This window comes from Nostoc sp. FACHB-133, from assembly GCF_014698055.1.
Lineage (GTDB): Bacteria > Cyanobacteriota > Cyanobacteriia > Cyanobacteriales > Nostocaceae > Nostoc.
In genome coordinates this window covers 44515-69544 of the sequence record NZ_JACJSH010000041.1, presented here as the reverse complement: position 1 = coordinate 69544, position 25030 = coordinate 44515, and the positions used below count along the sequence as shown (strand labels likewise).

Genomic DNA, 25030 nt, shown 5'->3' with positions numbered 1-25030 from the left:
CAGAGAAGGGAAAATATAGTACACAGCGTATAAGATTTAACTCCAATTCTTCTGCTTAATTTTTTGTTACATACTTATAAATTTTTCCCACGGCTTACTTATGCGTGCAGTACTGATGGCAGGGGGTTCAGGAACGCGGCTTCGCCCGTTAACTTGCGATCTGCCCAAACCGATGGTGCCAATCCTAAATCGACCAATTGCCGAACATATTATCAATCTTCTGAAAAGACATCAAATTACAGAAGTTATTGCGACATTGCATTATTTACCTGATGTCTTGCGAGACTATTTTCAAGATGGCAGCGATTTTGGTGTTCAGATGACTTATGCCGTCGAAGAAGACCAGCCTTTGGGTACAGCAGGCTGTGTGAAAAACATTGCCGAACTTTTGGATGAAACTTTTTTAGTCATTAGCGGCGATAGCATAACAGATTTTGACCTCACGGCTGCGATCGCATTTCACAAACAAAATAAGTCAAAAGCTACTTTGATTTTGACCAGAGTTCCCAACCCAATTGAATTTGGAGTGGTGATTACCGATCAGGAAGGACGAATTAGCCGATTTTTAGAAAAACCCTCTAGTAGTGAAATTTTTTCCGATACCGTCAACACTGGTACTTACATTCTCGAACCAGAAATTTTAGAATATCTACCAGCAAACGTTGAATGTGACTTTTCCAAAGACTTATTCCCCTTATTGCTAGCCAAAGATGAGCCAATGTATGGTTACATCGCTCAAGGTTACTGGTGCGATGTTGGTCACTTAGATGCCTATCGCGAAGCTCAGTATGACGCATTAGATCGGAAGGTAAATCTCGATTGCGCCTACAAAGAAGTTTCTCATGAGTTATGGGTAGGTCAAAATACTTACATCGACCAAACGGCTGTGATTGAAACCCCGGCAGTGATTGGTGACAATTGCCGTATCGGTGCAAGAGTGCAGATTGAAGCCGGAACCGTAATTGGCGATAACGTTACTATTGGCGCTGATGCCAATCTCAAACGTCCGATAGTGTGGAATGGGGCTTTTATTGGCGATGAAGCACATCTTTCTGCCTGTGTGATTTCCCGTGGCGCTCGTGTAGACCGCCGTGCCCATGTATTAGAAGCTGCTGTTGTGGGTTCGCTCTCCACGGTGGGAGAAGAAGCCCAAATTAGCCCTGGTGTGCGTGTTTGGCCCAGTAAGAAGATTGAGTCAGGGGCAGTTTTAAACATTAACTTGATTTGGGGCAACACCGCCCAACGAAATTTATTTGGGCAACGTGGTGTGCAAGGATTAGCGAATATTGACATCACCCCAGAATTCGCCGTGAAATTGGGATCTGCTTACGGTTCTACCTTGAAACCTGGTTCTAAGGTAACGGTTTCCCGTGACCAGCGTAATGTCTCTCGGATGGTGACGCGATCGCTCATTGCTGGTTTAATGTCAGTAGGTATTGATATTCAAAACCTCGATGCTACTGCTATCCCCATCGCCCGCACGGTTATACCCACAATGTCGGTAGTTGGTGGGATTCATGTGCGAGTCCACCCCGATCGCCCTGACTACATTCTGATTGAATTCATGGATGCTAAGGGCATTAATATCTCCAAAGCCCTGGAAAAGAAAATCGAAGGGGCTTACTTTAAGGAAGATATGCGGCGGGCGCTAATTCATGAAATTGGTGATGTATCTTACCCCAGCCAAGTCATGGAGCGCTACTGCACTGCTTTTGAGAAACTTTTGCATGTTCATACACTCCGCAACAGTCGTGCAAAAGTGGTGATTGACTATGTTTATGCGGTATCAGGGGCAGTTTTACCCCAAATGTTGGATAAATTTGGTGCTGATGCAGTGGTACTGAATGCCAGTGTCAATAAATCGGCGATGTCAATCACCGATCGCGAAGGACTGCTAACTCAGTTAGGTCATGTAGTGGAAGCATTGAAAGCTAACTTTGGTGTGCAAGTCTCCGCTAATGGAGAACAACTAATTTTAGTTGATGAATCAGGCTACCCAATCCGTGGGGAAACTTTAACAGCACTGATGGTAGACATGATTCTGACGGCTAACCCCAGAGGAACGGTAGTAGTGCCGGTTCATGCTTCTAGTGCTATTGAACAAGTCGCCCGTCGTCATGATGGCAGGGTAATTCGCACCAAAGCCAACCCCACAGCTTTAATGGAAGCTTGTCAAAAAAATCCAAATGTGGTGTTGGGAGGTAGTGGAGAGACTGGTTTTATTTTCCCGCAACTGCATCCGGGATTTGATTCTATGTTCTGCATTGCGAAGATCATTGAGATGTTGACTATACAGGAGCGATCGCTGGCTGCTGCGCGGTCAGAATTGCCTCGTGTAATTCACAAAACTTATACAGTCCGTTGTCCGTGGACAGCCAAGGGTGCTTTGATGCGTTACTTGGTGGAAACTCACCCAGCCCAAAACCTAGAACTAATTGATGGAGTGAAAATTTGTCAACCTTATGATGATAGTTGGTTGTTAGTTTTACCAGATGCTAGCGAACCACTGGTGCATCTGTATGCAAATAGCAACGATCGCGAATGGGTAGATGAGACTGTCAGAAACTACCGTACCCGTGTTCAGAGTTTTGTGGAAAGACAACAAGAATATCAACCAGCAGAAGTGTAATTCGTAATTCGTAATTCGTAGTTCGTAATTAAATAATTCAATTACGAACTACGAATTATGTTGAGGGGGTTCTAAATCATTGAGAACATTCTGGTAAATTTTTCTCAGCAAAATTGCAATCAAAATAAATTAAAGCTTCTCTACTAGAGGGGAATGCTCTAGTTGTGGAGAATGGATCACTTTCTGGACTTGCTTCATATTGCCAAACTTTCAAATAGTAATGACTATTATCATCAGTAGACCATAATTCATAACGGTAATTACCTCCTGAACCCTGACTAGTTAAATAGTCAGCTAGTGCTTTATTCGATGCAGACAACAAGCTCAATACCGTTAAAACAGGAATTACAGATACTTTTAGTATTTGGATTAATTTCATTAATGCACACAAAATTTACTCTTTCTAGCTTCTTTTATTATGTAGCTTTTGAAACCAGTAATTCTCTGGAATATTGTGTGAGGATATCATATGGCATTTACAAAAAGTTGGTTTGTAGCCTACTCCTCAATACAGTGTAGATAAGACCAAAACACTTGTAGAGACGGCGATTTATCGCGTCTCGAAAACTTGAAAACCCCAAATTTTTGCCAGCAGCCATTAACCCAAGCGTATTGGCCTACTCCTGATTGAGTTGGAATGAAGCGCCGCCCACTTTTCCGGTTTATTCCCTGAAATCCTTTACAAAACTTAACTCAAAATAAATGATAAAAGATATCAATAAATCTGGTACTATATCTCCAAGCTTATTGAGATAGATATTCATTAAGCTAAAAATATATTTCAGCAAGCAAGGTAAATAAGTATCCTTGCGTAAATTATTGCGTTCCAAATTCATATACCAGGTGGCAATATGTCGAAAAAAATTGGTCTGTGTAGAAATTAGGGTAGCACAGCTAGCTGTGAGCCTCTACTGATAATTTAGAAATTATAGGTAATTTATGTCTGATTCATTTGATGTTTTGTGGTTAAATGCCAGTCCTATTTTGAAGCGTTTTGATAAACCGTTACTTGATTACTTATCTGGGTATATGAGAATTGCCCAGTGGGAATACCAACAAACCAAAGATGAAGCGAGTTCTATAGATCAAGCTGTGGAGTTGCTGTATAATTTTTTAGAATGGCGTGATCGCCCCGTGCATTTAGCGGGACATGGGATGAGTGGTGCGATCGCTTTAACCTTTGCTCGGCGATTTCCCCAAAAAGTGCGATCGCTAACTCTCCTGGCTGTAGCAGCTCAACCCGCAAACAATTGGCAAGCTCACTATTACTTTCAACGACAACTTTTTAGTATCAGCCGTGAGCTAGTTTTAGCAAGCACCGTTCGTAGTCTTTTTGGAAATCAACCAACTCATACCACTAAGAAGTTAGTAGCTGCCTTAGATAAAGATTTAGAACAATCTCCCTCACAACACTCTTTGTTTAAGTTGGTTTATTTACCCAAGGGTGGAGTTTCTATGCCAATGATGGTATGTGGTAGCAAGAGCGATCCGGTAGTCAACCCAACTGTATTGCATGACTGGTTTAATTGGTTGAAGCCAGAAGATAAACTCTGGGAATGTCCACAAGGGTATCATTTTTTTCACTACTTCTATCCTCAACAGGTTGGCGAAGAGATTTTGAGTTTTTGGAAACACCACCCTTCGCATTTGCTAGAAGCATCTGCACTATCTTTTAGCACTTCTACAAATTAAGTTAAGACTAGAGAGATTCTATGTGAGGCTGCGCTTGATTCACCTAGGGGCAATTCATCAATTGCCCTTACAGCCTGTAGTTTTACATAACTCTTATCAGCGCATTTTGAAACAGAAATGGTATTAGATCCACTCTACACAAACTTAAAATCCATTAGCTTGCACCCCGATTTTTGGAATTAGCAACTTGGGTTTGGTAGTGCCGCCATTTTTCCTGTTGACGCGATCTTTTCTCCTCGGTGAGGCTATCAAAACAATAGGCACAGGAGATACCCTGCTCATATTTGGGAGATATTTTATCTTCTTCAGAAATTGGATACCCACAACAGAAGCACAACTCATAACTTCCTTCCTCCAACCCATGACTGACAGCTACTCGCTCGTCAAAGACAAAACATTCACCTTGCCATAAACTTTCTTGTGCCGGAACTTCTTCTAAATACTTGAGAATGCCGCCTTTGAGATGATAAACTTCTGCAAAACCTTGGGCAAGCATGAAAGATGAAGCTTTTTCACAGCGAATGCCGCCTGTACAAAACAGGGCAACCTTTTTGTGTTTAGTTGGGTCGAGGTTGTGTACCACATAATCGGGAAATTCTCGGAATGAGCTAGTTTGGGGATTTTCTGCTCCTTGAAAAGTACCGATATTCACCTCATAATCATTGCGAGTGTCAATCACAGTTACTTCTGGATCGCAAATCAAATCATTCCATTCTTGGGGACTGACATAAGTGCCAACTTTCTCAGTTGGGTCAATTTCAGGCAACCCCAAAGTGACAATTTCTGACTTCAACCGCACCTTCATCCGCTCAAAAGGTGGAGTTTCAGTATAGGACTCTTTGTATTCTAGGTCTGCTAAACGGGGGTCACTACGCAGAAACCAGAGAACAGAATCAATCGCCTGACGCGAACCCGCAATTGTACCGTTAATGCCTTCTTGTGCCAACAAAATTGTCCCCTTGACACCTTGCGCTTGACAGTAAGACAACAGAGGATCTCGTTTCTCGGCAAAATCTGGCAGCTTGACAAATTTATACAATGCTGCAATGATCTGAATGTTTTCTGAATTCATCCCTATTAGTAACAAAACAATATAAGTTACAATAGCAACGTCAAACGAACGTTGCCTGCTATTTTAATTTTATGGGGGTTTAGCTCAGTTGGTAGAGCGCCTGCTTTGCAAGCAGGATGTCAGCGGTTCGAGTCCGCTAACCTCCATTGGATATAATTTATCTCAAGTGCGATCGCTAGTAATACCCAAATAAGACACACCTCAATCAAAATCCCTTAGTCTAGTACGGAATGGGGTTTGGCATTTATTAGGCGACAAGTTAAGAGATAGGTAAGTTCAGTATTACATCCAATCGTCTTATTTTCAAAGCTGTACTTAGTGAGAAAAACCTCTACATAATAAAGTCAACTGTTACCTGACAAAACGTAGGCGATTTTGAGGTTCAAAATTTGCGGTTGAATTTGTTAGCAATGACAGCAGCCTTAACTAAATCTTCCGCAACAATATTTCTGTTTTGGAGTGATAATCCACATTCCACACTTCAATCGGTAGTATTAACACTTGATTTACTGGTTACAAAAAGTGAAAAGATGGGACGATAAAGTGTTGCTACAATAAACGTCTTAGTTGGTATCATCCAGAGGCAGTTAATCAAAGTTTGGCTTATATATACTTTTAGGGGGTTGTTTGAAAAAGCGTCCATTGGGGTTAGTGGCAATTGTTGTCTACAAATCATTTGCTGCCTTGCTACTTATGGTTACTTCTATTGCTTTATTATTGACATTAAAAAATTATCAAACTCTAGAGGCTTTCTCAGAAAATTATGTTTTAGAAGGTAAATCGATAATTATTGATTGGATTTTAAAGAAAATTATCAACTTAAATCCTAGAACTTTGGCATTTAGCGGCATTGGAGCAGGAGTTTATGCTATTGTTACTACTATTGAAGCTGTTGGTTTGTGGTACGAGAAGCGTTGGGCCCATGTCTTGGTATTGGGACTTGTCGGTATCAGTATCCCACCAGAAGTTTATGAATTAATTCGGGGAATATCTCTTATAAAAATATTCGTATTTTTGTTAAATCTAGCTGTATTTGGATATTTACTCCGAAATTTTCCTAAACATCGAAAGTAATTTTTTATTCGATACTTAGGATCTAAACCTCGTCTACCTTGAGAACCGTAGTTTTGTAGTTTTGTCGGTTGGGTGCAGGGATAGCGTAACCCAACATAAATAAGTGGTAATGTTGGGTTGCGTTTCACTCCACCCAACCTACATAAATATATCTTTTAAAAAACTCTAGGTTTCAACATAGATGAGGTTTATATATCTTTGAAGAGTTTCTTAGTGCTGAGTCTTGATTAAGAAGTAGTACTTATGAATCTTTTCACTCAGTACGTTGTACAATCGCTAAAAACACAATCTGGAGAGCGACTTGCCTAGATCGATTCAGTCTACTCAACCACCACTGAAATTTATTACTCAACGGTTTAACCCGTTGGTACTCCAGATTGTTCGTTGGTTACTGCCGATCGCACTACGGTTTCGCACTCGCCCTTGGCTAACGGCTGGGATTGTCGGTATTGAAGCCAAGAATGTTGAGGTATTAGCTGAACTTTATCAACAATTCCAGGCTGGGAAAATTCGCTTTTTGTTAGCATTCCGTCACCCAGAGGTGGAAGATCCTCTGTGTATGCTGTATTTGCTTTCCCGCATTGTGCCACGAGTTGCCCGCCAGGAAGGTATTTTACTGCAATCCCTTGTTCACAGTTATTTTCTCTATGACCGGGGTATGACGGTTTGGGCTGGAAATTGGCTAGGTTGGTTATTTTCACGGGTGGGAGGTGTGCCGGTTCATCGGGGTAGACGACTAGATCGGCAAGCGATCCAAACTGCACGGGAGTTATTTGCTAATGGCGAACTACCGATCGCAGTAGCGCCAGAAGGCGGTACTAATGGTCATAGTGGTATTGTTAGCCCACTGGAACCAGGCGTTGCTCAAATGGGGTTCTGGTGTGTAGAAGATTTACAAAAAGCTAATCGCACTGAAACTGTGATTATTGTGCCGATCGCTATCCAGTATCGCTACGTCGAGCCACCTTGGTCTAAACTGGACTGGCTGTTGAGTAAGTTAGAAGCTGATAGCGGCTTGGCAGTTAAGGAAATTGATCGGGGTACTCAAGAAGAGAGTTACTATCAACGCCTCTGTAGATTGGCTGAATATCTCATTACTGAGATGGAAGAATTTTATCGTCGCTTCTATCATCAAGACATCCCAAAAACCAGCTCAACTGATGAATCTGCTAGCCCAAATCAGGTATTAATTGCCCGACTTCATCGCTTGCTGGATAAGGCTTTACAAGTTACTGAGCAATATTTTGGAGTTCAAGCACAGGGTAACTTTATTGACCGTTGTCGCCGCTTGGAAGAGGCTGGTTGGAATTACATTTACCGGGAAGATTTGCCAGATATCAATGCTTTACCACCCTTTAAACGCGGTTTGGCTGACTGGATTGCTGAGGAAGCAGACTTGCGAATGCGGCACATGCGGATAGTGGAAAGTTTTGTTGCAGTCACAGCTACTTATATTCAAGAAAAACCGACAGCAGAAAGGTTTGCAGAAACAGCCTTACTTGTATTCGATATGCTTTCTCGAATTCAAGATACAACACTTCCAGGGCGACCTCGCTTAGGTTTGCGAAAGGCGCACATCACTGTGGGAGAGCCAATTTCAGTTACTGAACGCTTTAGCAATTCTCAGGGCGATCGCTATGCAGCTAGACAAGGTGTAAGCGATTTGACAAAAGATTTGCAAATTGCTTTAGAGAAGATGATTAACTAGGCGTAAATAAATAGGGCTTACGCAAAAGTACACGCGGTAAGAGCAATACCCTGCGGGAAGCTGTTCTGTGTCTATATGAATTGTTCAAAACACTACTTGTACAAAATCGTGGGTTTTTGAGTTTTTGAGACGCGATAAATCGCCGTCTCTACAAGTTTTTTGGTCTTATCTGAACTGTATTGGCCTATAGTGATGTCAATTCCCGATTGGTAGTGTTATCTCAAACTCAGAACCTTGTCCAAAAGTAGAATTTACTTTCAAAGTACCTGTATGAGATTTTAATTGCAAGATTTTAATGACAACAGGTTGTTGATCCATCATTCTAATGGCTCTATAGACTTTAGCTTTGAAGCCTTGATAGAGGATTTCTATTAATTTATAGCCGCTAATTCTATAAACTTCAAGAATTGCTGTTGTCATGGTTATGCTCTCAATAATCAAGATTGCTTGTCAAATATTTGACTTTTATTAGCAGATATATAGTTATTATTCCGAAAATCAGGGTTTGCTTTTCAAGAATATAGGGATAAGCTGATACGCTTTTAGTTGTATATAGAACAATACCTTGCAATACTACTCGGGTTTTGGATTTTGAACTCAGAATTGGGTTTGGGGAAAAGGTTAAAGGTTTTTTCTTTCCCTTTTCCCCTTCCCCTTTTCCCCTTCCCCTTTTCCCCTTAACCGACAAGTATTGCAATACCTTGGGTTAAGGCTTTGATCTTCCCTAACCCTACTTAAAAAGGAGGGAATGAGAGCAAGCAAACCACTCTACGCAAAGAAACAATGATGCAACTTGATTGATGATTAGCTTAGTGTTCAGAAGAAGATTGAAATTTCTCCTGAACATAGCAACTAAAATTAAGAGATTCAACCTGGGACTTAAACCTTTACCTCAACTTCACTCAGCACGGACTAAACACCCCGCTATTCATGTACAGCAATCGTGAACTGATGGTTTTTGGACAACTGGTTCACCCGATTGGGTGAATGCGATCGCTGCATCCAGAACTACTCTGAAAGTAGAGGAACTTTTTCTGCTGTTAGTGATAACGCCAACAGTCAAAAAAGTCTCATAATGGCTATGATTGCCTTGAATATTATGTCAATTGCTTATATATCAAAGGTTCAAAGAGTGGATGAAATTGTCAAATCACCAGATTTCCAGCCAGAGAAGATCGCTCTATTGGAAACAATTGCTGCCAATTTACCGGGGATGATTTTCCAAATTCTGCAACGGCAGGATGGCTCTGTGTTTATCCCTTATATTAGTTCTGGTTGTGAATATTTGTATGAATTAAAACCAGAAGCTGTACAGGCAGACTTTTGGGTGGTACACAAATTGATTCATCCACAGGATATAAAAGCTTTTACAGAATCTATTACTGTTTGTAGTACCACTTTTAAACCTTGGCATTGGGAAGGTCGCATCATTACACCTAGTGGCAAACTGAAGTGGATTCAAGGTACTTCGCAACCCGAACGACAAGAAACAGGCGATTTTCTTTGGAATGGCTTAGTCATGGACATTACAGACCGAAAACAAGCCGAAGAAAAATTGCAAGAGAGCGAGGCTCGGTATAAAGCAATTTTAGATGCTATTCCCGATTTGATGTTTCGCATTAGCCGCGATGCCGAGTATCTCGATTTGAAAAGTGAGGGAGCAAATATCACTCTTTCGAGAGAAGAAATAGTTGGGAAACGTGTGCAAGAGTTGTTGCCTAGTGATGTTGCAGCAATTAGCCTGGAAGCGATCGCTAAAACTTTAGATTCTGGAACTTTGCAAACTTGCGAATATCAACTAGCAACGCCTTTGGGAGTCAGAGATTATGAGGCGCGGTTGGTAGTGAGTGGTGAAGATGAGGTACTAGCAATTGTCCGAGACATCACAGAACGCAAACAAGCAGAAGTCAGCTTACAAAATCTTGCTCAAAAATTTGCTAAAGCTTTTAGTTGTAGTCCCGATTCCATTACCATTAGTACGCTGCAAGAAGGACGGTTCATCGAAGTTAACGACAGTTTTGTCAAACTCTCAGGTTATGAACGAGATGAGGCGATTGGTAAAACTTCTTTTGAATTAAATCTGTGGGTAGACGATCGCGATCGCCTAAATTTGTTACATCAGTTACAAAGCACAGGAGTTGTTCGCAACTTAGAATTTGAATTTCGACAAAAGTCTGGCAAGATAATTACAACGCTGCTTTCAGCCGAAATCATCGATTTAGATAATATTCCTTCGATCCTAGCAGTCCATCACGACATTACAGAACGCAAGCAAGTAGAAGCGCAATTCCGCCTAGCAGCACAACGCGATCGCTTGTTGGCAGAAACTCTAGTGCGAATTCGGTCTTCCCTTAACTTAGAAGAAATTCTGCAAACCACGGTAACGGAAGTTAGACAATTTCTGCAAGCAGATCGAGTTTTCATTGGTTTAAATAATGCCAAGTTAGGAGTCAGAACCCTTGCCGAATCAGTAGATCCCAAGTATCCATCAGTCTTAGGTTGGTCTACTAATGATGAAGCTTATTTACAAGAATTGAGAAACTTACTAAAAGATAATCTTGTGCGTGTTGTTGAAGACATTACACAAATAGCAGTATCTCCCAAAGTTAAAGCACACTATCAAAAATTCCAAACAAAGGCTAGCTTGGCAGTACCACTGATGCTAGGCAATGAATTATTTGGAGCATTAATTGCCAATCAATGCTCCGGTTCGCGTCATTGGCAGCCAATAGAGATTGATTTGCTACAACAGATGTCAGAACAAGTAGCGATCGCTATTCAGCAAAGCCAGATATACCAAAAACTCGCAGAACTTAACACTAATTTAGAACAACAAGTCGAAGAACGAACAGCACAGTTGCAGCAGAAAATGCAAGAATTTGAAAAACTGGATCGGATAAAAGATGTTGTTTTGCATACAGTTGCCCACGATTTACGAACTTCGGTAATGGGTAACTTAATGGTGTTAAAAAATTTGTTAAATCAGAGAGTGGGGAGTGCGGAGCAGGGAGCAGGGGAGCAGAGGAGCAGGAGAGAAGAATTAATAACCAATGCCCAATCCCCAATTCCCAATTCCCAATACCCAATTCCAGTATCTCGCTCAATAATCGAGCGGATGATTCAAGGCAACGATCGCCAACTAGCGATGATTAACTCATTGCTAGAAATTAATTCCTGCGAACAACAAGGTATTGATATCAAACATGAACCTGTGCAACTTAGCACCGTGCTGGGAGGAACAGTTACCCACCTGGAACCTGTGTTGACACAAAATCAAGCGACTCTGAAGAACTTGGTTCCCGCAGATTTACCGTTAGTAATGGCAGATGGGACGCTGTTGCAGAAAGTTTTGGTAACTTTAATCACCCATAGCTTACAAAATAATCCACCAGGATTAAATTTTATTCTTAGTGCCAGCATTGAGGGGGGAATGATTCGCACTCAGATTCAAGATGATGGTGTAGTAATGAGTAAACTAGAGTGCGATCGCCTTTTCGATCTCCATGTCCGCGATCCTCAAGATTGTTGTTCTACCAGCATTGGCTTAAAAATGTATCTTTGTCGGAAAGTTATTAAAGCACATGGCGGCAAAATCGGTGTTATTAGTAACCGCAAGCGTGGGTTAACTTTCTGGTTTACATTACCTCTAGCAACTTCATTGGCAACAAATCGCCCATAAATCACCAAAAAATGAGAGGGTGTTATTTATAGCAATGTTGAGTAAAGGAAACACCCTCGACGGTATGGGCAAAGTTGCTTGGATGCTAATAGCTACTCCATTTACAACAGTGCAAAGCTGGTGGAGAAAAACCTTTTCTGCACCAACAACAGATGAAACCACTACTCTTTACAGAGCTTGGCGTAATCGTTTTTTGTGGCAGAGATTGCGTTTATGGTTATGGCTGGCGCTGATTTGTTTGTTGTCTTTTACTTTGCGAGACATTTACGGCTTTTTCTTCTCTTTAAAAGAGTTTGAAAGTCTGCCAGAAATACTTAGAACTCAACGCCTTGTAATCAATATTGCAATGCTCCTAAGTATACTGATCTGCTTTGCCTTACATAAAACTAAATTAGGCCGCAATCGTCCAGATTTATTATTTTTGGGGTCTTCTTGGGCAATTAGTCTCGCATCACAGTTGTTTGCCACCCTGAGAGGCTTCGCACTACCCGATGCCATCGGTTGGTCACTGCTCTTCTTGAGCCAAGCTATATTAATGCCAGTCTGCTGGATTGTTCACTTGCTGTCTCAAGTGGGTGTGCTAGTTTACTATTTTGGTGTAAATACGGTACTTGGACTAAAAACACCAGTCCCTGAACACCCAGAAATATATAGTGTGACATTTCTTTTATACATTTTTTGGTTTTGTGCTATATGTGACATTGGTGTTTATCTATATGATCGTCTGCAACGTTCTGAGTTTTACGCCCGTCAAGAACTGGAATTTGCATATCAAAAACTTAAGGTTGCAGAAACTAAATATCGCACCATTTTTGAAAACGCTGTTGAAGGAATTTTTCAAAGTAGTCCCGATGGACGTTATATTACGGCAAATCCTGCTTTAGCACGCATTTATGGCTACTCCTTAGCGGAGGAGGTGACAGCAAATTCCACTGATATTCAACAATTGTACGTTGATCCGAACCGCCGGGCAGAATTTGTGCGCCTGATGGAAAAGTATGGCAGCATTTCCGAATTTGAATCTCAAATTTATCGCCGAGACGGGAGTATTGTCTGGATTTCAGAAAAAGCTTACGCAGTACGTGACGAACAGGGAAAATTGCTTTACTACGAAGGTTTGATTGAAGACATTACTCAACGCAAACAAACTGAAGAAGAACTACGAGTATTTTTCCATGCAGTTTCCCACGACTTACGTAACCCAGTAATGGGTACTTTAATGGTGCTAAGAAACTTGCTTGCACGTCCAGAGGAAAATATTTCGATTTCCCGCTCAATTTTAGAGCGGATGATTCAAAGTAGCGATCGCCAACTGAACTTAATTAATTCGTTGATGGAAGCTCATATCAGCGAAGTGCAAGGTGTTGTTTTGCAACGTCAGCCTGTACAATTACTGACAGTTGTCGAAGCTGCGATCGCAGATTTGGAACCATTGCTAGAGCAAAATCAAGCCAAGCTGACCAATCTGGTATCCGCAGATTTGCCATTAGTGAATGCAGATCCCACCCAACTATGGCGAGTTTTTTCTAACTTAATTGTCAATTCTCTCAAACACAATCCTCCTGGATTGCTATTGACAATTAACGCTACCCATGAAGATGAGATGATTTATTGTACTGTTAGTGATAACGGTGTAGGCATTAGTCAACAACAAAGCGATCGGCTTTTTGACCTTTACTTTCGGGGCGCAAATATCCGCAATTCTGTAAGTTTGGGATTAGGCTTGTATTTATGTAAGCAAATCATCAATGCTAACGGTGGTCAAATAGGTGTGAATAGTGTATTGGATGCAGGGGCAACCTTCTGGTTTACTTTACCTATTAGCTAGTACCTAAATGCAAAGTTGCCACGCAACTTCTAGGGTGGCAACATGAGCGCTCCGAAAATACAAAGGACGGGCTTTTCGACCCATCCCACAAAACTAGCAAAATCATCTCGCATTTATACAACGCCGATTATTATTTAATATCTGCTGTCTCTTGTGTTTTTGGAAATCCCTCTATTATCCCTTTAGTGCCGCGAAAACTACATCCAAAAGTTTACCCCATGTAGGATATGCCTCAAAAGCAGTAACTCGTTGACCAAGTTGTAGTAAGTTCTTATGTTTTGCAAACCAAGCAGGTTTGGGATAAATCCGAAATGGGGAGCGAACAACAGATTTTTGTGGATGATCAAACATGTAAGTATTATGAACTACTCCACGACCAGAGCCGATATCTGTCAGAGTGTTGCCGGGAAAAGCTCCCCAGGTTGTTAACCCTAGAGCATAGATAATTCCTGTCCAAACATTTACCCCAATACCACCGTAGCGTAAGTTGGCGATCGCTCGATCTATCTCGGTAGAATAAGCTTTTTCAGTTTTAGGATGTACTAATAGTACGCAAGAAAGTGTCCCCTTAACTTTTTGATTAGCAAAATTTACGGCTTTGGCTAAAAATTCTCCTGGATCTTCAGCATCTAGAGTAACCTCTGCTAATAAACCACAAAATGCTTCATGATTGAGGGCATATTCTCCTGTCTTTGGAGGTACTTGAGGAATCACTGTCCAAGGTATGCTTTCTTCATCAGCATAGACAAGTGCTTGAGCTTGAGGATATTGGTCTAGAAAAGCTTCATATCTTTCTCTAGCTCCTGGGTAGTATGCTTTACGAGTAGGGATTGCTGCTAACTCTTGGTGTAATATCTCCAGAAAAGTATCACGCTGCTTCCACCCTTTGGCAGTCACTAACACTTTTGCTGCATCACAATTAAAGCTGGCGTTATGCGTGACCATACTTGCCACATGCCGAGCCTGAAAGATTAGGTCGGACTTAGACCAGACACCAGGAACTACCAAAACAGGAGTGACACATCCTAGTTCTGAAGTTATCGGCTTCTTCAACAAAGGTTGATTACTAGCCTTACGTTGCAATTGTTCCTCGAATGTCTTTCCCCAAACAATTGCATCATGAGTGCGGTCTGATCCCGTGATGTGTACTGTATCAATCTCCGGATGGTGACAAAGGTCGCTTCCTAGTTCAGCATCACCATAAACTACCTTGAAGAAACCATCCTCAATCAGTGACCGAAATGCTTCTTCTATGAAAAAAATATCATATTCATTAATCTGACTGATCTTGATAATCACAACTTGATCTTCGACAAACAACTTATATAAAGTGTCCGTCAGGCTAAGAGACAAATTATTTCCTGCCTCCAAAATCAATGCAACGCTTCCTTTATCATGCTTTTTTCGATAGATTAATCCTTGAGTAGTCGGTTTACCGGGTTCTATCCAGACCTCACCTGTAAAACCCATCCAGAAAATGTTATCTATGAAGCTTCCCGGAAGTACTTGAGCTACCACTTGTCCATCTGGGCGAGTAATCCAACGCTTAGGCTTGGGCTGACCAGAAGCTTCTAAAGCTTCGATGAGTAGCCGTAAATTTCGGACAATAACCATTGGCCCAGCTAACCATTCTTCGCCTGCCAAAGATTTAGTAGGGTCAATTCCCTTTTCTAAACAGACTCTCTCGACCCATTTAGCCGCTACTTTCTGAACTCCATCTAAGCAATAACGTAAATAGATAATCCGTTCTGGAATTCCAACCTGAAGCCAAGCTTCTTTATGCTTAGAAAGTTGGGAAATCAGTACATCAGCATTCTCAAAAGATATAGCTTTAACAGATGGAAGATTTTTCATGACTAGGTTTGTATCTTACTTTTAATGTGCAATTGTTTCAGAAACACTTAAAATTTAACTTAATTAATTTTATTAATTAAGTTAAATCTTGATTGATTTCAACAACCCGTTTATTTATCCATTAGTCGCAGAGAATTCAATTTTGAATTATGACTCCTGAATTCTTTCTTATTCAAATTAGGATAAATTTCATCTGGTTGAAGATTCTCAAGAGCCACCGAAATTTCATTTGCTGGAATTGATATCACTTCGATCATCATCTTAGCTACAGATTTTGTATCTAAATAGGCAAAATGATACGCATTCTCTAGCTTGCCTTCCATCGTAATACAATAGCCTAATTTATTAAAATGTTTTATCAATTCAGAAAAGTTTAATTTTTCGCTAGCAACCCCAATATAATGAACACCTTCGCCATGCTTATCAAGTAGATCATGGTATATACTTATTCCATCCAAAGGCTGCACAATCTCTAATAAAGTATTACCAACATACGTGACTGCTATTCGCATAGATAAATTAACATTTTTGCCGTGTATTTTTGTCTCTGATAGTCTTGGGGATTGGAGATTGTACACCTTCCAAGGAGAAATTCCTAGACGTTCGACATAATTACGAACTGTTTTATCAAGGTCATGAGTGATAATACCAATTTTGTAAATTTGATCAATAAAACTATTTGATAACGAAGTATTAATATTAGTATTTTCTTCTGGAATCCAATAATCTGGCTTAACGATACTAATACCTGCCTTAGCTGATAAGAAAGGTGGCAGCTGTAGTATTTCAATGACTGTTTTTGCAGAATTTTCTGTATCTAAATACACAAATCTAGGAATGAATAAATCTGAGAAAATACGAGGAATAGAAGGGAGTTTAAGAAAGCCAATTTGCACAGGAATATTAAGCTTACTTTCTTGGATTACGGAATAATCAACTGTAGCCAATCTGTTTACAGCTTTATTTAGATTTAAGTTACCAGTCTCAAGTAAGAGGTGTTGAACACCTTCTTTATAAGTATCAAAATACTCCTGATAAATATTTTGTCCTTCTAAAGGTTGAATAACCTCTAGCTGAGTATTACCAATCCAAGCAATAGCTAACTTCATTGTAAAATACACTTCTTTACCATAAAGTTTAATATCAAAAAGACGTGGTGGTTTATGATCCCAACATTTAAATGGACCAATACCAAGATCTTTTGAAAGTCCATAAACAGTTCTTTCAAAATCATTTGTTACTAAACATATTTGTCTTATCTGTGTAAACAAAGAATTGTTATTTTTTTTAATGTTCATGTTTTTTGCCATTATATAGGACTATGATTTGGTATTTGACAAACTTTGTACATCTGGAGAGAGATACAATTACTTTTATTTGTTTGGACAAACGACTCAAATCTCAACTTTACATAAGAGGACTTTGGAAATTAAGACTTTTAAAAAACTCTTCAAGTCTACTAGATAACTGGAAATCATATTAACGGTACTATATTCGTAGTGACAATAGATATACAACAAATATGCAGCAAACTTTAGCAAAATAATTTCAACAAAGTAGTCTCTTAACTTGACGACGATGAAGTGAAATCACTTCAATTAGGGTATGATAATCATCGGAGCAAAAAACCGGGTTAAGTTTAAAAATATTATCGTGTAGAGATTTTATTGAGTGGCTACTTGGTGATTATCCAAGTGAGTCAAGTAACTAATTAATTAGAAAACAAGGGTTTCAACTTCGAAGAACTGTTGTACTACTAAAGATGATTTTTTAGAAGAGAGCAAACACCAAATCTCTGATAAAATCACCAATAATAGTTTTTATGCTGCTACTAAATATAGTTTAGATGCAGTGGCTTAGGTCCTATTTTATTTGGACTTATGGCAATTCATAGGATTTCCATTCATTGTTTGCTCAGAGTTTGATCATAGTACAGCAGTTGAGACAGACTAGCAGGGTGAAATGAAAGAACCAAAAAAGATAAAAACCTTTGGAACCTGGCGAAAACATATTTTTAATGGCGAAATTACTATCCCTGTATTCAATGACTCTCTTAAATTACGAATTACGAATTAGTAATTATTTGGTCACTCAAAGGGTTGTAAGTGACAGGGAATAGGAAGGTGATGATTAGAACCATAATAAAAAGCGGAAGATCAAGCGAAACTCTGTATGCTGACATTTACCCAACTGAAACCCCCTAATCCCGATGTCGCAGTTACTTTTACTCTGGCGTTAACAGCAGAAGAACGTACCCGGAGCCGTCATCGCTTTGAAACGGAAGATGGTAAGGTTGTGTTTTTACATTTACCCAGAGGAACTGTCTTACACGATGGCGATATTCTGCAAGAAGAAACCCATAGCAGTTTAATCAGAATTACTGCCAAACCAGAACTGGTGATGACTGCCTTTGCCAAGACACCACTTTTATTATTACGAGCGGCATACCATCTGGGAAATCGCCATGTACCTGTAGAAATTACTCCAACTTATTTACGCTTGTCCTCAGATTCAGTTTTACGTGCGATGTTAGAACAAATGGGGTTAGAAGTTAAAGAAGAAATTTTACCGTTTCAGCCAGAATTAGGAGCTTATGGACAACACCATCATGCTCACTAATAGCCATCTTTTGAGCATTTTACAGTTGGCTAGCCCCGCTTTGCCTGTGGGAGCATATAGCTATTCTGAAGGCTTAGAAATGTTGGTGGAAAATGGTACGATCGCTAACCAGACAAATCTCAAAGATTGGTTAAAATCAGAGTTACTCAACGGGGCAATTCGGTTAGAGGCGGCGGTGATGGTACGATCGCAGCAAGCTGTAAAAATAGGCGATGTAGAGTCGCTATGCCGTTGGAATCTGTGGTTATCGGCTGCTAGGGAAACAGAAGAATTACGCGCCTCTAGTTGGCAAATGGGGCGATCGCTCATCCAATTACTTGGTAAACTAGAACCGCAGATTATACCTATTGCCAATGTTGTGGGTAATCCTTGCAATTATGCGATCGCTTTTGGTATTGCCGTTGCTCATTGGCAAATTAGCATCCAAGCCGCATTACTCGGATATCTGCATAGTTGGGCAAGTAATTTAATTACTGCTGGCGTGAAACTCATTCCCCTTGGACAAACAGCAGGACAGCAGTTATTGCTAGATTTGCAACCATTATTTAGCACTGCGGCGTTAGAAATTCTCGCGTTGGAAGATGATGAACTCGCTTGTTGTAGTTGGGGTTTGTCGCTAGCGAGTATGCAGCATGAAACGCAGTATACAAGGTTGTTTAGGAGTTAGTCAAAATAATTCGTAATTCGTAATGGGCTACGCCCCGCTACGCTAACGTAATTCGTAATTATTACAAAGGACAAATGACAAATGACAATAAACGCATTTCGAGTAGGGGTTGCTGGGCCAGTGGGTTCGGGGAAGACGGCTTTGGTGGATGCTTTGTGTAAGGGATTGCGTGAGCAGTATCAGATTGCGGTGGTGACGAATGATATTTATACTCAGGAGGATGCTCAGTTTTTAGTGCGTTCTCAGGCGTTGGCAAGCGATCGCATTTTAGGTGTAGAAACTGGTGGTTGTCCTCACACCGCTATCCGTGAAGATGCTTCCATGAATTTGGCGGCAATTGAACAATTAGAAGAACGTTTTATCGATTTAGATTTGGTATTTTTGGAAAGTGGTGGCGATAACTTAGCTGCTACCTTTAGTCCCGAATTGGTGGATTTAACAATTTATGTCATTGATGTTGCGGCTGGTGATAAAATTCCCCGCAAAGGCGGGCCAGGCATTACCAAGTCTGATTTGTTGGTGATTAACAAAACTGATTTAGCGCCTTATGTTGGTGCAGATTTAAATGTGATGGAACGAGATGCTAAAAAAATGCGCGGCGATAAACCTTTTATTTTTACTAATTTAAAAACTCAGTCTGGACTTGCAGATGTAATTAACTTTGTTTGCACAAATATTTGTTGAAAAAGAATTCAGAATTTAGGAGTCAGAATTCAGAATCAAGACAACTAAACCTGCATATTTAGTGCGGATGCAAAAATACCGTTTATTCAGACGCTAGCTAACTCGCTATCCGCCACTCGTAAAGAATTCATGCTGTACATGGATAGCGAGGCGTTTAGCCCATTCTGACCCCTGACTCCTGAATTCTATTTCTATAAAGCCCTTAGATGCCGACTTCGCACCCGTTCAGCACTACCAGTAGGAATTGCAGCGATTAATTTTTGCGTGTATTCCTCTTTGGGTTCTTGGTAAATGCTTTCGGCTGTGCCTTCTTCAACAATTTGACCGCGATTCATGACTAAAATGCGATCGCTCATAAATTTCACCACACTTAAATCGTGAGAAATAAAAATATAAGTAAGCTGAAAGTCTGACTGTAACTCTTTGAGAAGATTTAATACCTGCGCTTGTACTGAAACATCCAACGCTGAAACTGATTCATCACAGATGATAAACTTAGGATTCAATGCCAAAGAACGGGCTATGCAAATTCGTTGACGTTGACCGCCAGAAAACTGATGAGGATAGCGGTTCATCGCATCTGCACTCAACCCCACCCGTTCTAAGAGTTCAACTACCCGTTGCCGTCGTTGTTGCTTTGTCTTCCCAACAGCGTGAATTAACAAAGGTTCCATCACTGCATCCCCAACCTTCATTCGTGGGTCAAGGGAACTAAAGGGATTTTGGAAGACTATTTGCATTTCCCGCCGCAGTTTTTGCAACCGTTCTCCTTTGAGGCTAGTAATATCTTGTTTCTCAAAGATAATCTGACCACTCATCGGTTCAATTAAGCGCAGCAAGGTTCTGCCAAGGGTGGTTTTACCGCAACCAGATTCTCCCACCAAACCTAGTGTTTCTCCTGGCTTGACATCAAAAGAAACGCCATTAACTGCCATATTGTAGCGTTTTGTCCCACCAAATACCCCTCGCACTGGAAAACCAACTTTCAGGTTGCGGATTTGCAGTAGGGGTTCCTTTTCATTGAAGTTTGCCAATCTTTCAGCAATCTCTTCGGTGGTGACTTCTATAGGTAGTGCAGGTTCTTTCGCCTGAATTACTACTTGTCCCGTTGCTGTCTCCTCTGCACTCATGTAGTCAGAAACAGTGAGTAATTTTTGGGGACGACGGTTGAGTGTGGGACGACAAGCTATCAAACCTTTAGTATATGGATGCTGGGGACTGCTGAAAATTTGATCGGAAATACCAGATTCGACAACTTTGCCTTTATACATCACCGCTACTTGATCAGCAATTTCTGAAATTAGCCCCAAGTCGTGGGTGATGAAAATCATTGCCATGTCACGACTTTGCTGCAATTCTCGCAACAAGTCCAAAATAGTCGCTTGCACCGTCACATCCAAAGCTGTGGTTGGTTCATCGGCAATTAAGATTAATGGGTTGCAAGAAATTGCCATTGCAATCATCACCCGTTGCAACTGACCCCCAGAAAGTTCATGAGGGTAGCGTTCCAGCATGGCTTCTTTGTGTTCTTTAACCAACTGGGATAGCTTTGATGGTTCTGGTTTAGATGAATTGCTGTTGGTTTGATGCGAAGTTTCGATATACTGCTGCTCGATTTCCTCATCGCTAGGTAGAAGTTTAACCTCTTGCAAACCTGCGATCGCAATTTGTCGTGCTTGGGCTGCTGACACCTTTTGATGCCGCATAATCGCTTCTGTTAGCTGAAACCCAATGTCATAAACCGGATTAAGCGAACTCATCGGTTCTTGAAAAATCATGGCGATGTCGCCACCCCGGTGTAACTGCATTTGCTCAGGAGGCAACTTTACCAAATCGATGGGGTTGGCATTCTCTTGAGGACGAAAGCAGATTTCACCGCCAGTAACTATACCGGGACTTTGCAACAAACCCATCACAGCTAGGGCTGTTACTGATTTACCACTCCCCGATTCTCCTACTATTCCTAGAGTTTCACCTCGATGCAGTCCAAAGGAAATACCATCCAAAGCTCTGACAGTATTGCCATCACCGGGAAATTCAACTTGGAGATTGCGAACCTCTAGGACAGTTTCTCTCATAGGAGTTGGGTAGAAATATTAACTTAAAATTATTTGATTTTAACAATAGTTTTGATATATATGCTAAGTAAATATGGTTTTTACACTTTTTGGCAGTTTTATCACATACTTCCACAATATACACGCATTTGCGATATAGAACTGCTTGTGACTTTTGCAAATTGCGATCGGCTCTTGCTCTCCTCGCAACAATCTTGCGTAGGTGTAGCCCGTCGTAGACATTTGACTATCACTAGTTTGTATCAATTTTTCTTTGAATTGGATCGTCCATTGGTGGATGGCGACCAATTTCTTTATCAGCTGCACGAATATTGATAACCCGTTCCCGATTTAAGTTTAATACAGTGACAGTTGCTCGTCCAATAGGTGTCAAACCAACAATTAACAGTCCATCCACAGACCAGATAAAATGATCGCTCCAAATATGCTGTCGCGGATTAAACAGTAAAACTTCTTCTCCAGATTGAAGGTCAGTTGCTGTCAGCCGATTTGTCTTCCTGCGATTGCAGTGAAAGCAAGCCAACGCCAGATTTTCCAAATTATCTGTTCCACCCAATGACAACGGCATAATATGATCTACCGTGAACTGCACATATTGCCATTGTTCAGATGCATGACAGTATTCACACAGGTACTTGGCACTTTGATGTACCTGCTTTTGTATAGATTCAGAAATCTTGCTACGAGAAGACACAATTTATTTTATTTTAATTTATTATACTTTCTGATTTGAAGCAACAGCCAAATTACGAATTGTGCGATTTACAAAGCTTATATAGTCATCAATTTCTTCGTAGCAATCAAGTTCTTTTTCTTCCTCTGCGCTAAGTGGAGTTTTTTGCTGTTTCGCCAATAATTCTTCAATGCGGCTTTGAACAGTAGTAGATGCTCGAAAAACTGGAATACCTTCCTCCAAATCAATCCGAACCGCGCCCTCAATGGGTAGTGTTGTTGGGAGACTATTGAGTTTCGGTGGCAGAAAAATGGTCATAGCAGCACTGGGAAATTAATCGATAAGTAATTTTGATTGTAGCTTATATGGAAAGATAGAAAGTAGGTAAGCGATGTCTGACGACAATATACAAAGCGTTAATGTAGACAAAAAAATAGCACATCCTAAAGGATGGCTATTTGTATAAATTATCTAATTGTGATGTTAGTTAGCAAATTGAACACACACTCAACTAACAACTTTAGAAGGGAATATCATCTGGATCTGGTTCTTCCGCTTTCACTGCTGGATAAGTGGTTCGCTCATAATTTGTAGATTGGGGTACGGGTTCATAACTTGTCGCTTGGGGAGCAACGCCAACAGGATTTGCAGCCGGAGTAGGCGCTGGACGTGGTGATTCGTAAGTGTTAACTTCTTTCTGGGGAGGACGAGATGCTGATGCTTGTCGTGGAGTAGTTTCAGTGAATGATGGAGTTGCGGTTGCTGAAGGCAACGGATCGGTATTAAAACTACCTCCAACAGGTTGAATTTGTTGCACTGTCAATTCAGCGCGTTTTTCTTTAAAACCTTCCATCGGAACAGTATTCATGCCTAAACGCCCTACCAAGATGACGCGATCGCCTTGGTGGTAGTTTTGCTGAATTTCTGTCGCTAAATTCCCCCAGCCGACAACTTTCAGGGTGGCTGGCGGATCTTCTGGTTTCAGGGAATTGGGAAACTGCACCAACATTTCCGTAACTCCCAAATTATCGGCTGTATAGCGGAGTTGCGGCTCGTTAATAATTTCCGCCATCAAAACGCAACTGTTCATTAAAATTACTCCTGACTGCAAAAAGTACTGATTGAAAAAGTTGGGGTTTTTCTATGTAGCGCCAATTAATATCTAGATATGTTTAATTGTTTGCATTTTTTAATAATGCCTGAGTTTTTAGTCCTTTCTAGCATAAAAGCCAAGCGATCGCTTTGAACAGCATTAAGTATGCCGTCCGCCACCCTCGCTTGACTAAATTGAGCATTCAATTCTGCATTGAGTAGTATAATTGTACCATTAATTTAAGAAGGAGAAAAAATTATTGGCAAAAATTAAGTCTTGACGTGAGAGGGGAAAACACCGAAGGCGATCAACCTGGCTGGTAGGTCGCGCAAGATAGGTAAGCGCAAAAACGCAGGTGGTACAAAGGTGTTATTTGAGGTGAGAACTGGCGCAAATACCCGCTTTTGGATAAAAGTTTGAAACGCCTGAATGATGCGTGTGGGCAACTCGCGTTGACGCTGTACTTTTGCTAGGTCGCTAAGTTGTACTTGTCCGTTTTTGAGCGGTTTGCTGAGTACATTCGCGGCGACGACAGCATCTTGAATCGCGTAGTTAATCCCAACTCCACCCACGGGGGACATGATATGAGCAGCATCACCGATGAGTAAGAGTCGCGGATGATACCAGCGTTTAACGCGGCTGGACTCGACTGAGAGAAAAGCTATTTGTGACCAGTCATGTAGATTTTGGATGCGTTGCTGGAATTCTGGCACTACTTCCACAACAGATTTTTTTAATTCCTCCAAACCCTCAGCCCGCAATTTTTGATAGCCTCCCTTGGGGATGACATAAGCAACTTGCCACTCATCACCACGGTCAAGCATGGCGATGATTTTACCTTGACCAAAGCGCCCCATTCCCCCCTCTGGGTCTTCTGGCTGACGCGGTAGGCGAAACCAAAGAATATCCATTGGCGGCGAGGTTTCGATGGATTCAAACTCACCCAGGTGGCGTAAACGTGAGTGGCGACCGTCTGCACCCACTGTCAGTATTGCCCGGACTTCATGCCAACCACCACCTCCCCGATAGCGGACACCTTGAATTTCGCCATTTTCGGCAATTAATTCTTGCACATTCGCACCCATTACCAGATGGAAACTAGGATATTTTTGTGCTTCTTGGGTGATGAACTCCAGAAATTTCACCTGGGGAAGCATTGTAATGTAGGGGTAGCGGGTTTTTAGGTGACTAAAATCTGCCAAAGTGACAGTATCTTCAGGAGTTTTAAACCTAATTTGGCGCATTTTGGCATGGGGGAGTTCTAGCAAGCGATCGCTAAGTCCCAATTCTTCCATAATTTCCATCACCGATGGATGAATCGTATCACCACGAAAATCGCGATCAAAGTCTTTGTGTGCTTCCAGCAGCATCACCGAAATGCCTTGACGCGCTAACAACAGCGCCAAAACTGCTCCGGCTGGGCCCCCACCCACAATGCAACAATCTGTGGTTTGTACGTCTACAATGTCATGGACAGGATTAATACTTGGGTCTTGAGAAAGATTTTTAGGTACATCGGTAGTCATCACAACACCTCCTGACAGCCCTAAAATTTAGGGTAGTTTGCTTTTGATAGTGCAAGCTGTTTTTTTAACTTTTCGTATTTACATAGAAGGTGTATTATGATGGGCGCTAAACTGTCATTGGTCATTAGTCATTTGTCCAATGCCCCATGCCCAA

At 41.1% G+C, this 25030-nt stretch carries 19 protein-coding genes and 1 tRNA gene; 10 read left to right on the top strand and 10 right to left on the bottom strand.

Going from position 1 to position 25030, the window contains the following annotated elements; translation table 11 throughout:
* Window positions 1-100 precede the first annotated feature (100 nt).
* Window positions 101-2629, top strand: coding sequence for a mannose-1-phosphate guanyltransferase (locus H6G86_RS26540; RefSeq protein WP_114085385.1), 2529 nt, complete (start codon window positions 101-103; stop codon window positions 2627-2629).
* Between the two features lie 76 nt (window positions 2630-2705).
* Here the strand turns inward: H6G86_RS26540 and H6G86_RS26535 are convergent, their stop codons facing one another.
* Complete coding sequence (locus tag H6G86_RS26535; protein WP_190936823.1) at window positions 2706-3008, bottom strand: hypothetical protein; 303 nt, start codon at window positions 3006-3008, stop codon at window positions 2706-2708.
* Between the two features lie 560 nt (window positions 3009-3568).
* On the opposite strand from H6G86_RS26535, the gene H6G86_RS26530 reads away from it, so the two are divergent.
* Window positions 3569-4321 (top strand): alpha/beta fold hydrolase, encoded by a 753-nt coding sequence (locus H6G86_RS26530; RefSeq protein ID WP_190936822.1) that lies wholly within the window; start codon window positions 3569-3571, stop codon window positions 4319-4321.
* Between the two features lie 154 nt (window positions 4322-4475).
* Here H6G86_RS26530 and trhO read toward each other — a convergent pair whose 3' ends face one another.
* Window positions 4476-5393 (bottom strand): oxygen-dependent tRNA uridine(34) hydroxylase TrhO, encoded by a 918-nt coding sequence (trhO, locus tag H6G86_RS26525; RefSeq protein ID WP_190936821.1) that lies wholly within the window; start codon window positions 5391-5393, stop codon window positions 4476-4478.
* A 73-nt stretch (window positions 5394-5466) separates the two neighbouring features.
* On the opposite strand from trhO, the gene H6G86_RS26520 reads away from it, so the two are divergent.
* The 3 genes from H6G86_RS26520 (at window position 5467) to H6G86_RS26510 (ending at window position 8175) form a co-directional block, all read left to right on the top strand.
* Window positions 5467-5539, top strand: a tRNA-Ala gene (locus tag H6G86_RS26520).
* A gap of 481 nt (window positions 5540-6020) precedes the next feature.
* Window positions 6021-6467 carry a DUF2127 domain-containing protein gene (locus tag H6G86_RS26515; RefSeq protein ID WP_190936820.1) on the top strand — a complete coding sequence of 149 codons (447 nt, stop codon included), beginning with the start codon at window positions 6021-6023 and terminating at the stop codon, window positions 6465-6467.
* 301 nt (window positions 6468-6768) lie between these two features.
* On the top strand, window positions 6769-8175 hold the full coding sequence (locus H6G86_RS26510; RefSeq protein ID WP_190936819.1) for a lysophospholipid acyltransferase family protein: 1407 nt from the start codon (window positions 6769-6771) through the stop codon (window positions 8173-8175).
* A 195-nt stretch (window positions 8176-8370) separates the two neighbouring features.
* Here H6G86_RS26510 and H6G86_RS26505 read toward each other — a convergent pair whose 3' ends face one another.
* Window positions 8371-8595 (bottom strand): hypothetical protein, encoded by a 225-nt coding sequence (locus H6G86_RS26505; RefSeq protein WP_190936818.1) that lies wholly within the window; start codon window positions 8593-8595, stop codon window positions 8371-8373.
* A 655-nt stretch (window positions 8596-9250) separates the two neighbouring features.
* Between H6G86_RS26505 and H6G86_RS26500 the strand changes: the two genes are divergently transcribed.
* Window positions 9251-11854, top strand: coding sequence for a sensor histidine kinase (locus tag H6G86_RS26500; RefSeq protein WP_190936825.1), 2604 nt, complete (start codon window positions 9251-9253; stop codon window positions 11852-11854).
* A 64-nt stretch (window positions 11855-11918) separates the two neighbouring features.
* Window positions 11919-13682: an ATP-binding protein gene (locus H6G86_RS26495; RefSeq protein ID WP_190936824.1), complete on the top strand. Its 1764-nt coding sequence runs from the start codon at window positions 11919-11921 to the stop codon at window positions 13680-13682.
* A 174-nt stretch (window positions 13683-13856) separates the two neighbouring features.
* On the opposite strand, the gene H6G86_RS26490 is transcribed toward H6G86_RS26495, so the two are convergent.
* Together H6G86_RS26490 and H6G86_RS26485 are read right to left on the bottom strand one after the other, a co-directional pair.
* The gene (locus H6G86_RS26490) at window positions 13857-15536 is read right to left on the bottom strand and encodes an aldehyde dehydrogenase family protein (protein WP_190936817.1); all 1680 of its coding nucleotides are present in this window, start codon (window positions 15534-15536) and stop codon (window positions 13857-13859) included.
* 110 nt (window positions 15537-15646) lie between these two features.
* Window positions 15647-16846, bottom strand: coding sequence for a VOC family protein (locus H6G86_RS26485; RefSeq protein WP_206758447.1), 1200 nt, complete (start codon window positions 16844-16846; stop codon window positions 15647-15649).
* Between the two features lie 862 nt (window positions 16847-17708).
* On the opposite strand from H6G86_RS26485, the gene ureE reads away from it, so the two are divergent.
* The 3 genes from ureE (at window position 17709) to ureG (ending at window position 19506) form a co-directional block, all read left to right on the top strand.
* On the top strand, window positions 17709-18155 hold the full coding sequence (gene ureE / locus H6G86_RS26480) for an urease accessory protein UreE (protein ID WP_190936815.1): 447 nt from the start codon (window positions 17709-17711) through the stop codon (window positions 18153-18155).
* On the top strand, window positions 18130-18822 hold the full coding sequence (locus H6G86_RS26475) for an urease accessory protein UreF (protein WP_190936814.1): 693 nt from the start codon (window positions 18130-18132) through the stop codon (window positions 18820-18822). Before ureE ends, H6G86_RS26475 begins: the two co-directional genes overlap by 26 nt.
* An 87-nt stretch (window positions 18823-18909) precedes the next feature.
* On the top strand, window positions 18910-19506 hold the full coding sequence (gene ureG, locus H6G86_RS26470; RefSeq protein WP_099101675.1) for an urease accessory protein UreG: 597 nt from the start codon (window positions 18910-18912) through the stop codon (window positions 19504-19506).
* A 191-nt stretch (window positions 19507-19697) separates the two neighbouring features.
* Here the strand turns inward: ureG and H6G86_RS26465 are convergent, their stop codons facing one another.
* The 5 genes from H6G86_RS26465 to H6G86_RS26445 all read right to left on the bottom strand — a co-directional run bounded on the left by H6G86_RS26465 (window position 19698) and on the right by H6G86_RS26445 (window position 24876).
* Complete coding sequence (locus tag H6G86_RS26465; RefSeq protein WP_190936813.1) at window positions 19698-21584, bottom strand: ABC transporter ATP-binding protein; 1887 nt, start codon at window positions 21582-21584, stop codon at window positions 19698-19700.
* Between the two features lie 232 nt (window positions 21585-21816).
* The gene (locus H6G86_RS26460; protein ID WP_190936812.1) at window positions 21817-22278 is read right to left on the bottom strand and encodes an HNH endonuclease; all 462 of its coding nucleotides are present in this window, start codon (window positions 22276-22278) and stop codon (window positions 21817-21819) included.
* A gap of 21 nt (window positions 22279-22299) precedes the next feature.
* Window positions 22300-22575 (bottom strand): hypothetical protein, encoded by a 276-nt coding sequence (locus tag H6G86_RS26455; RefSeq protein ID WP_190936811.1) that lies wholly within the window; start codon window positions 22573-22575, stop codon window positions 22300-22302.
* A 202-nt stretch (window positions 22576-22777) separates the two neighbouring features.
* On the bottom strand, window positions 22778-23347 hold the full coding sequence (locus H6G86_RS26450) for a single-stranded DNA-binding protein (protein ID WP_190936810.1): 570 nt from the start codon (window positions 23345-23347) through the stop codon (window positions 22778-22780).
* Between the two features lie 272 nt (window positions 23348-23619).
* On the bottom strand, window positions 23620-24876 hold the full coding sequence (locus tag H6G86_RS26445; protein WP_190936809.1) for an FAD-dependent oxidoreductase: 1257 nt from the start codon (window positions 24874-24876) through the stop codon (window positions 23620-23622).
* Between the last annotated feature and the right edge of the window lie 154 nt (window positions 24877-25030).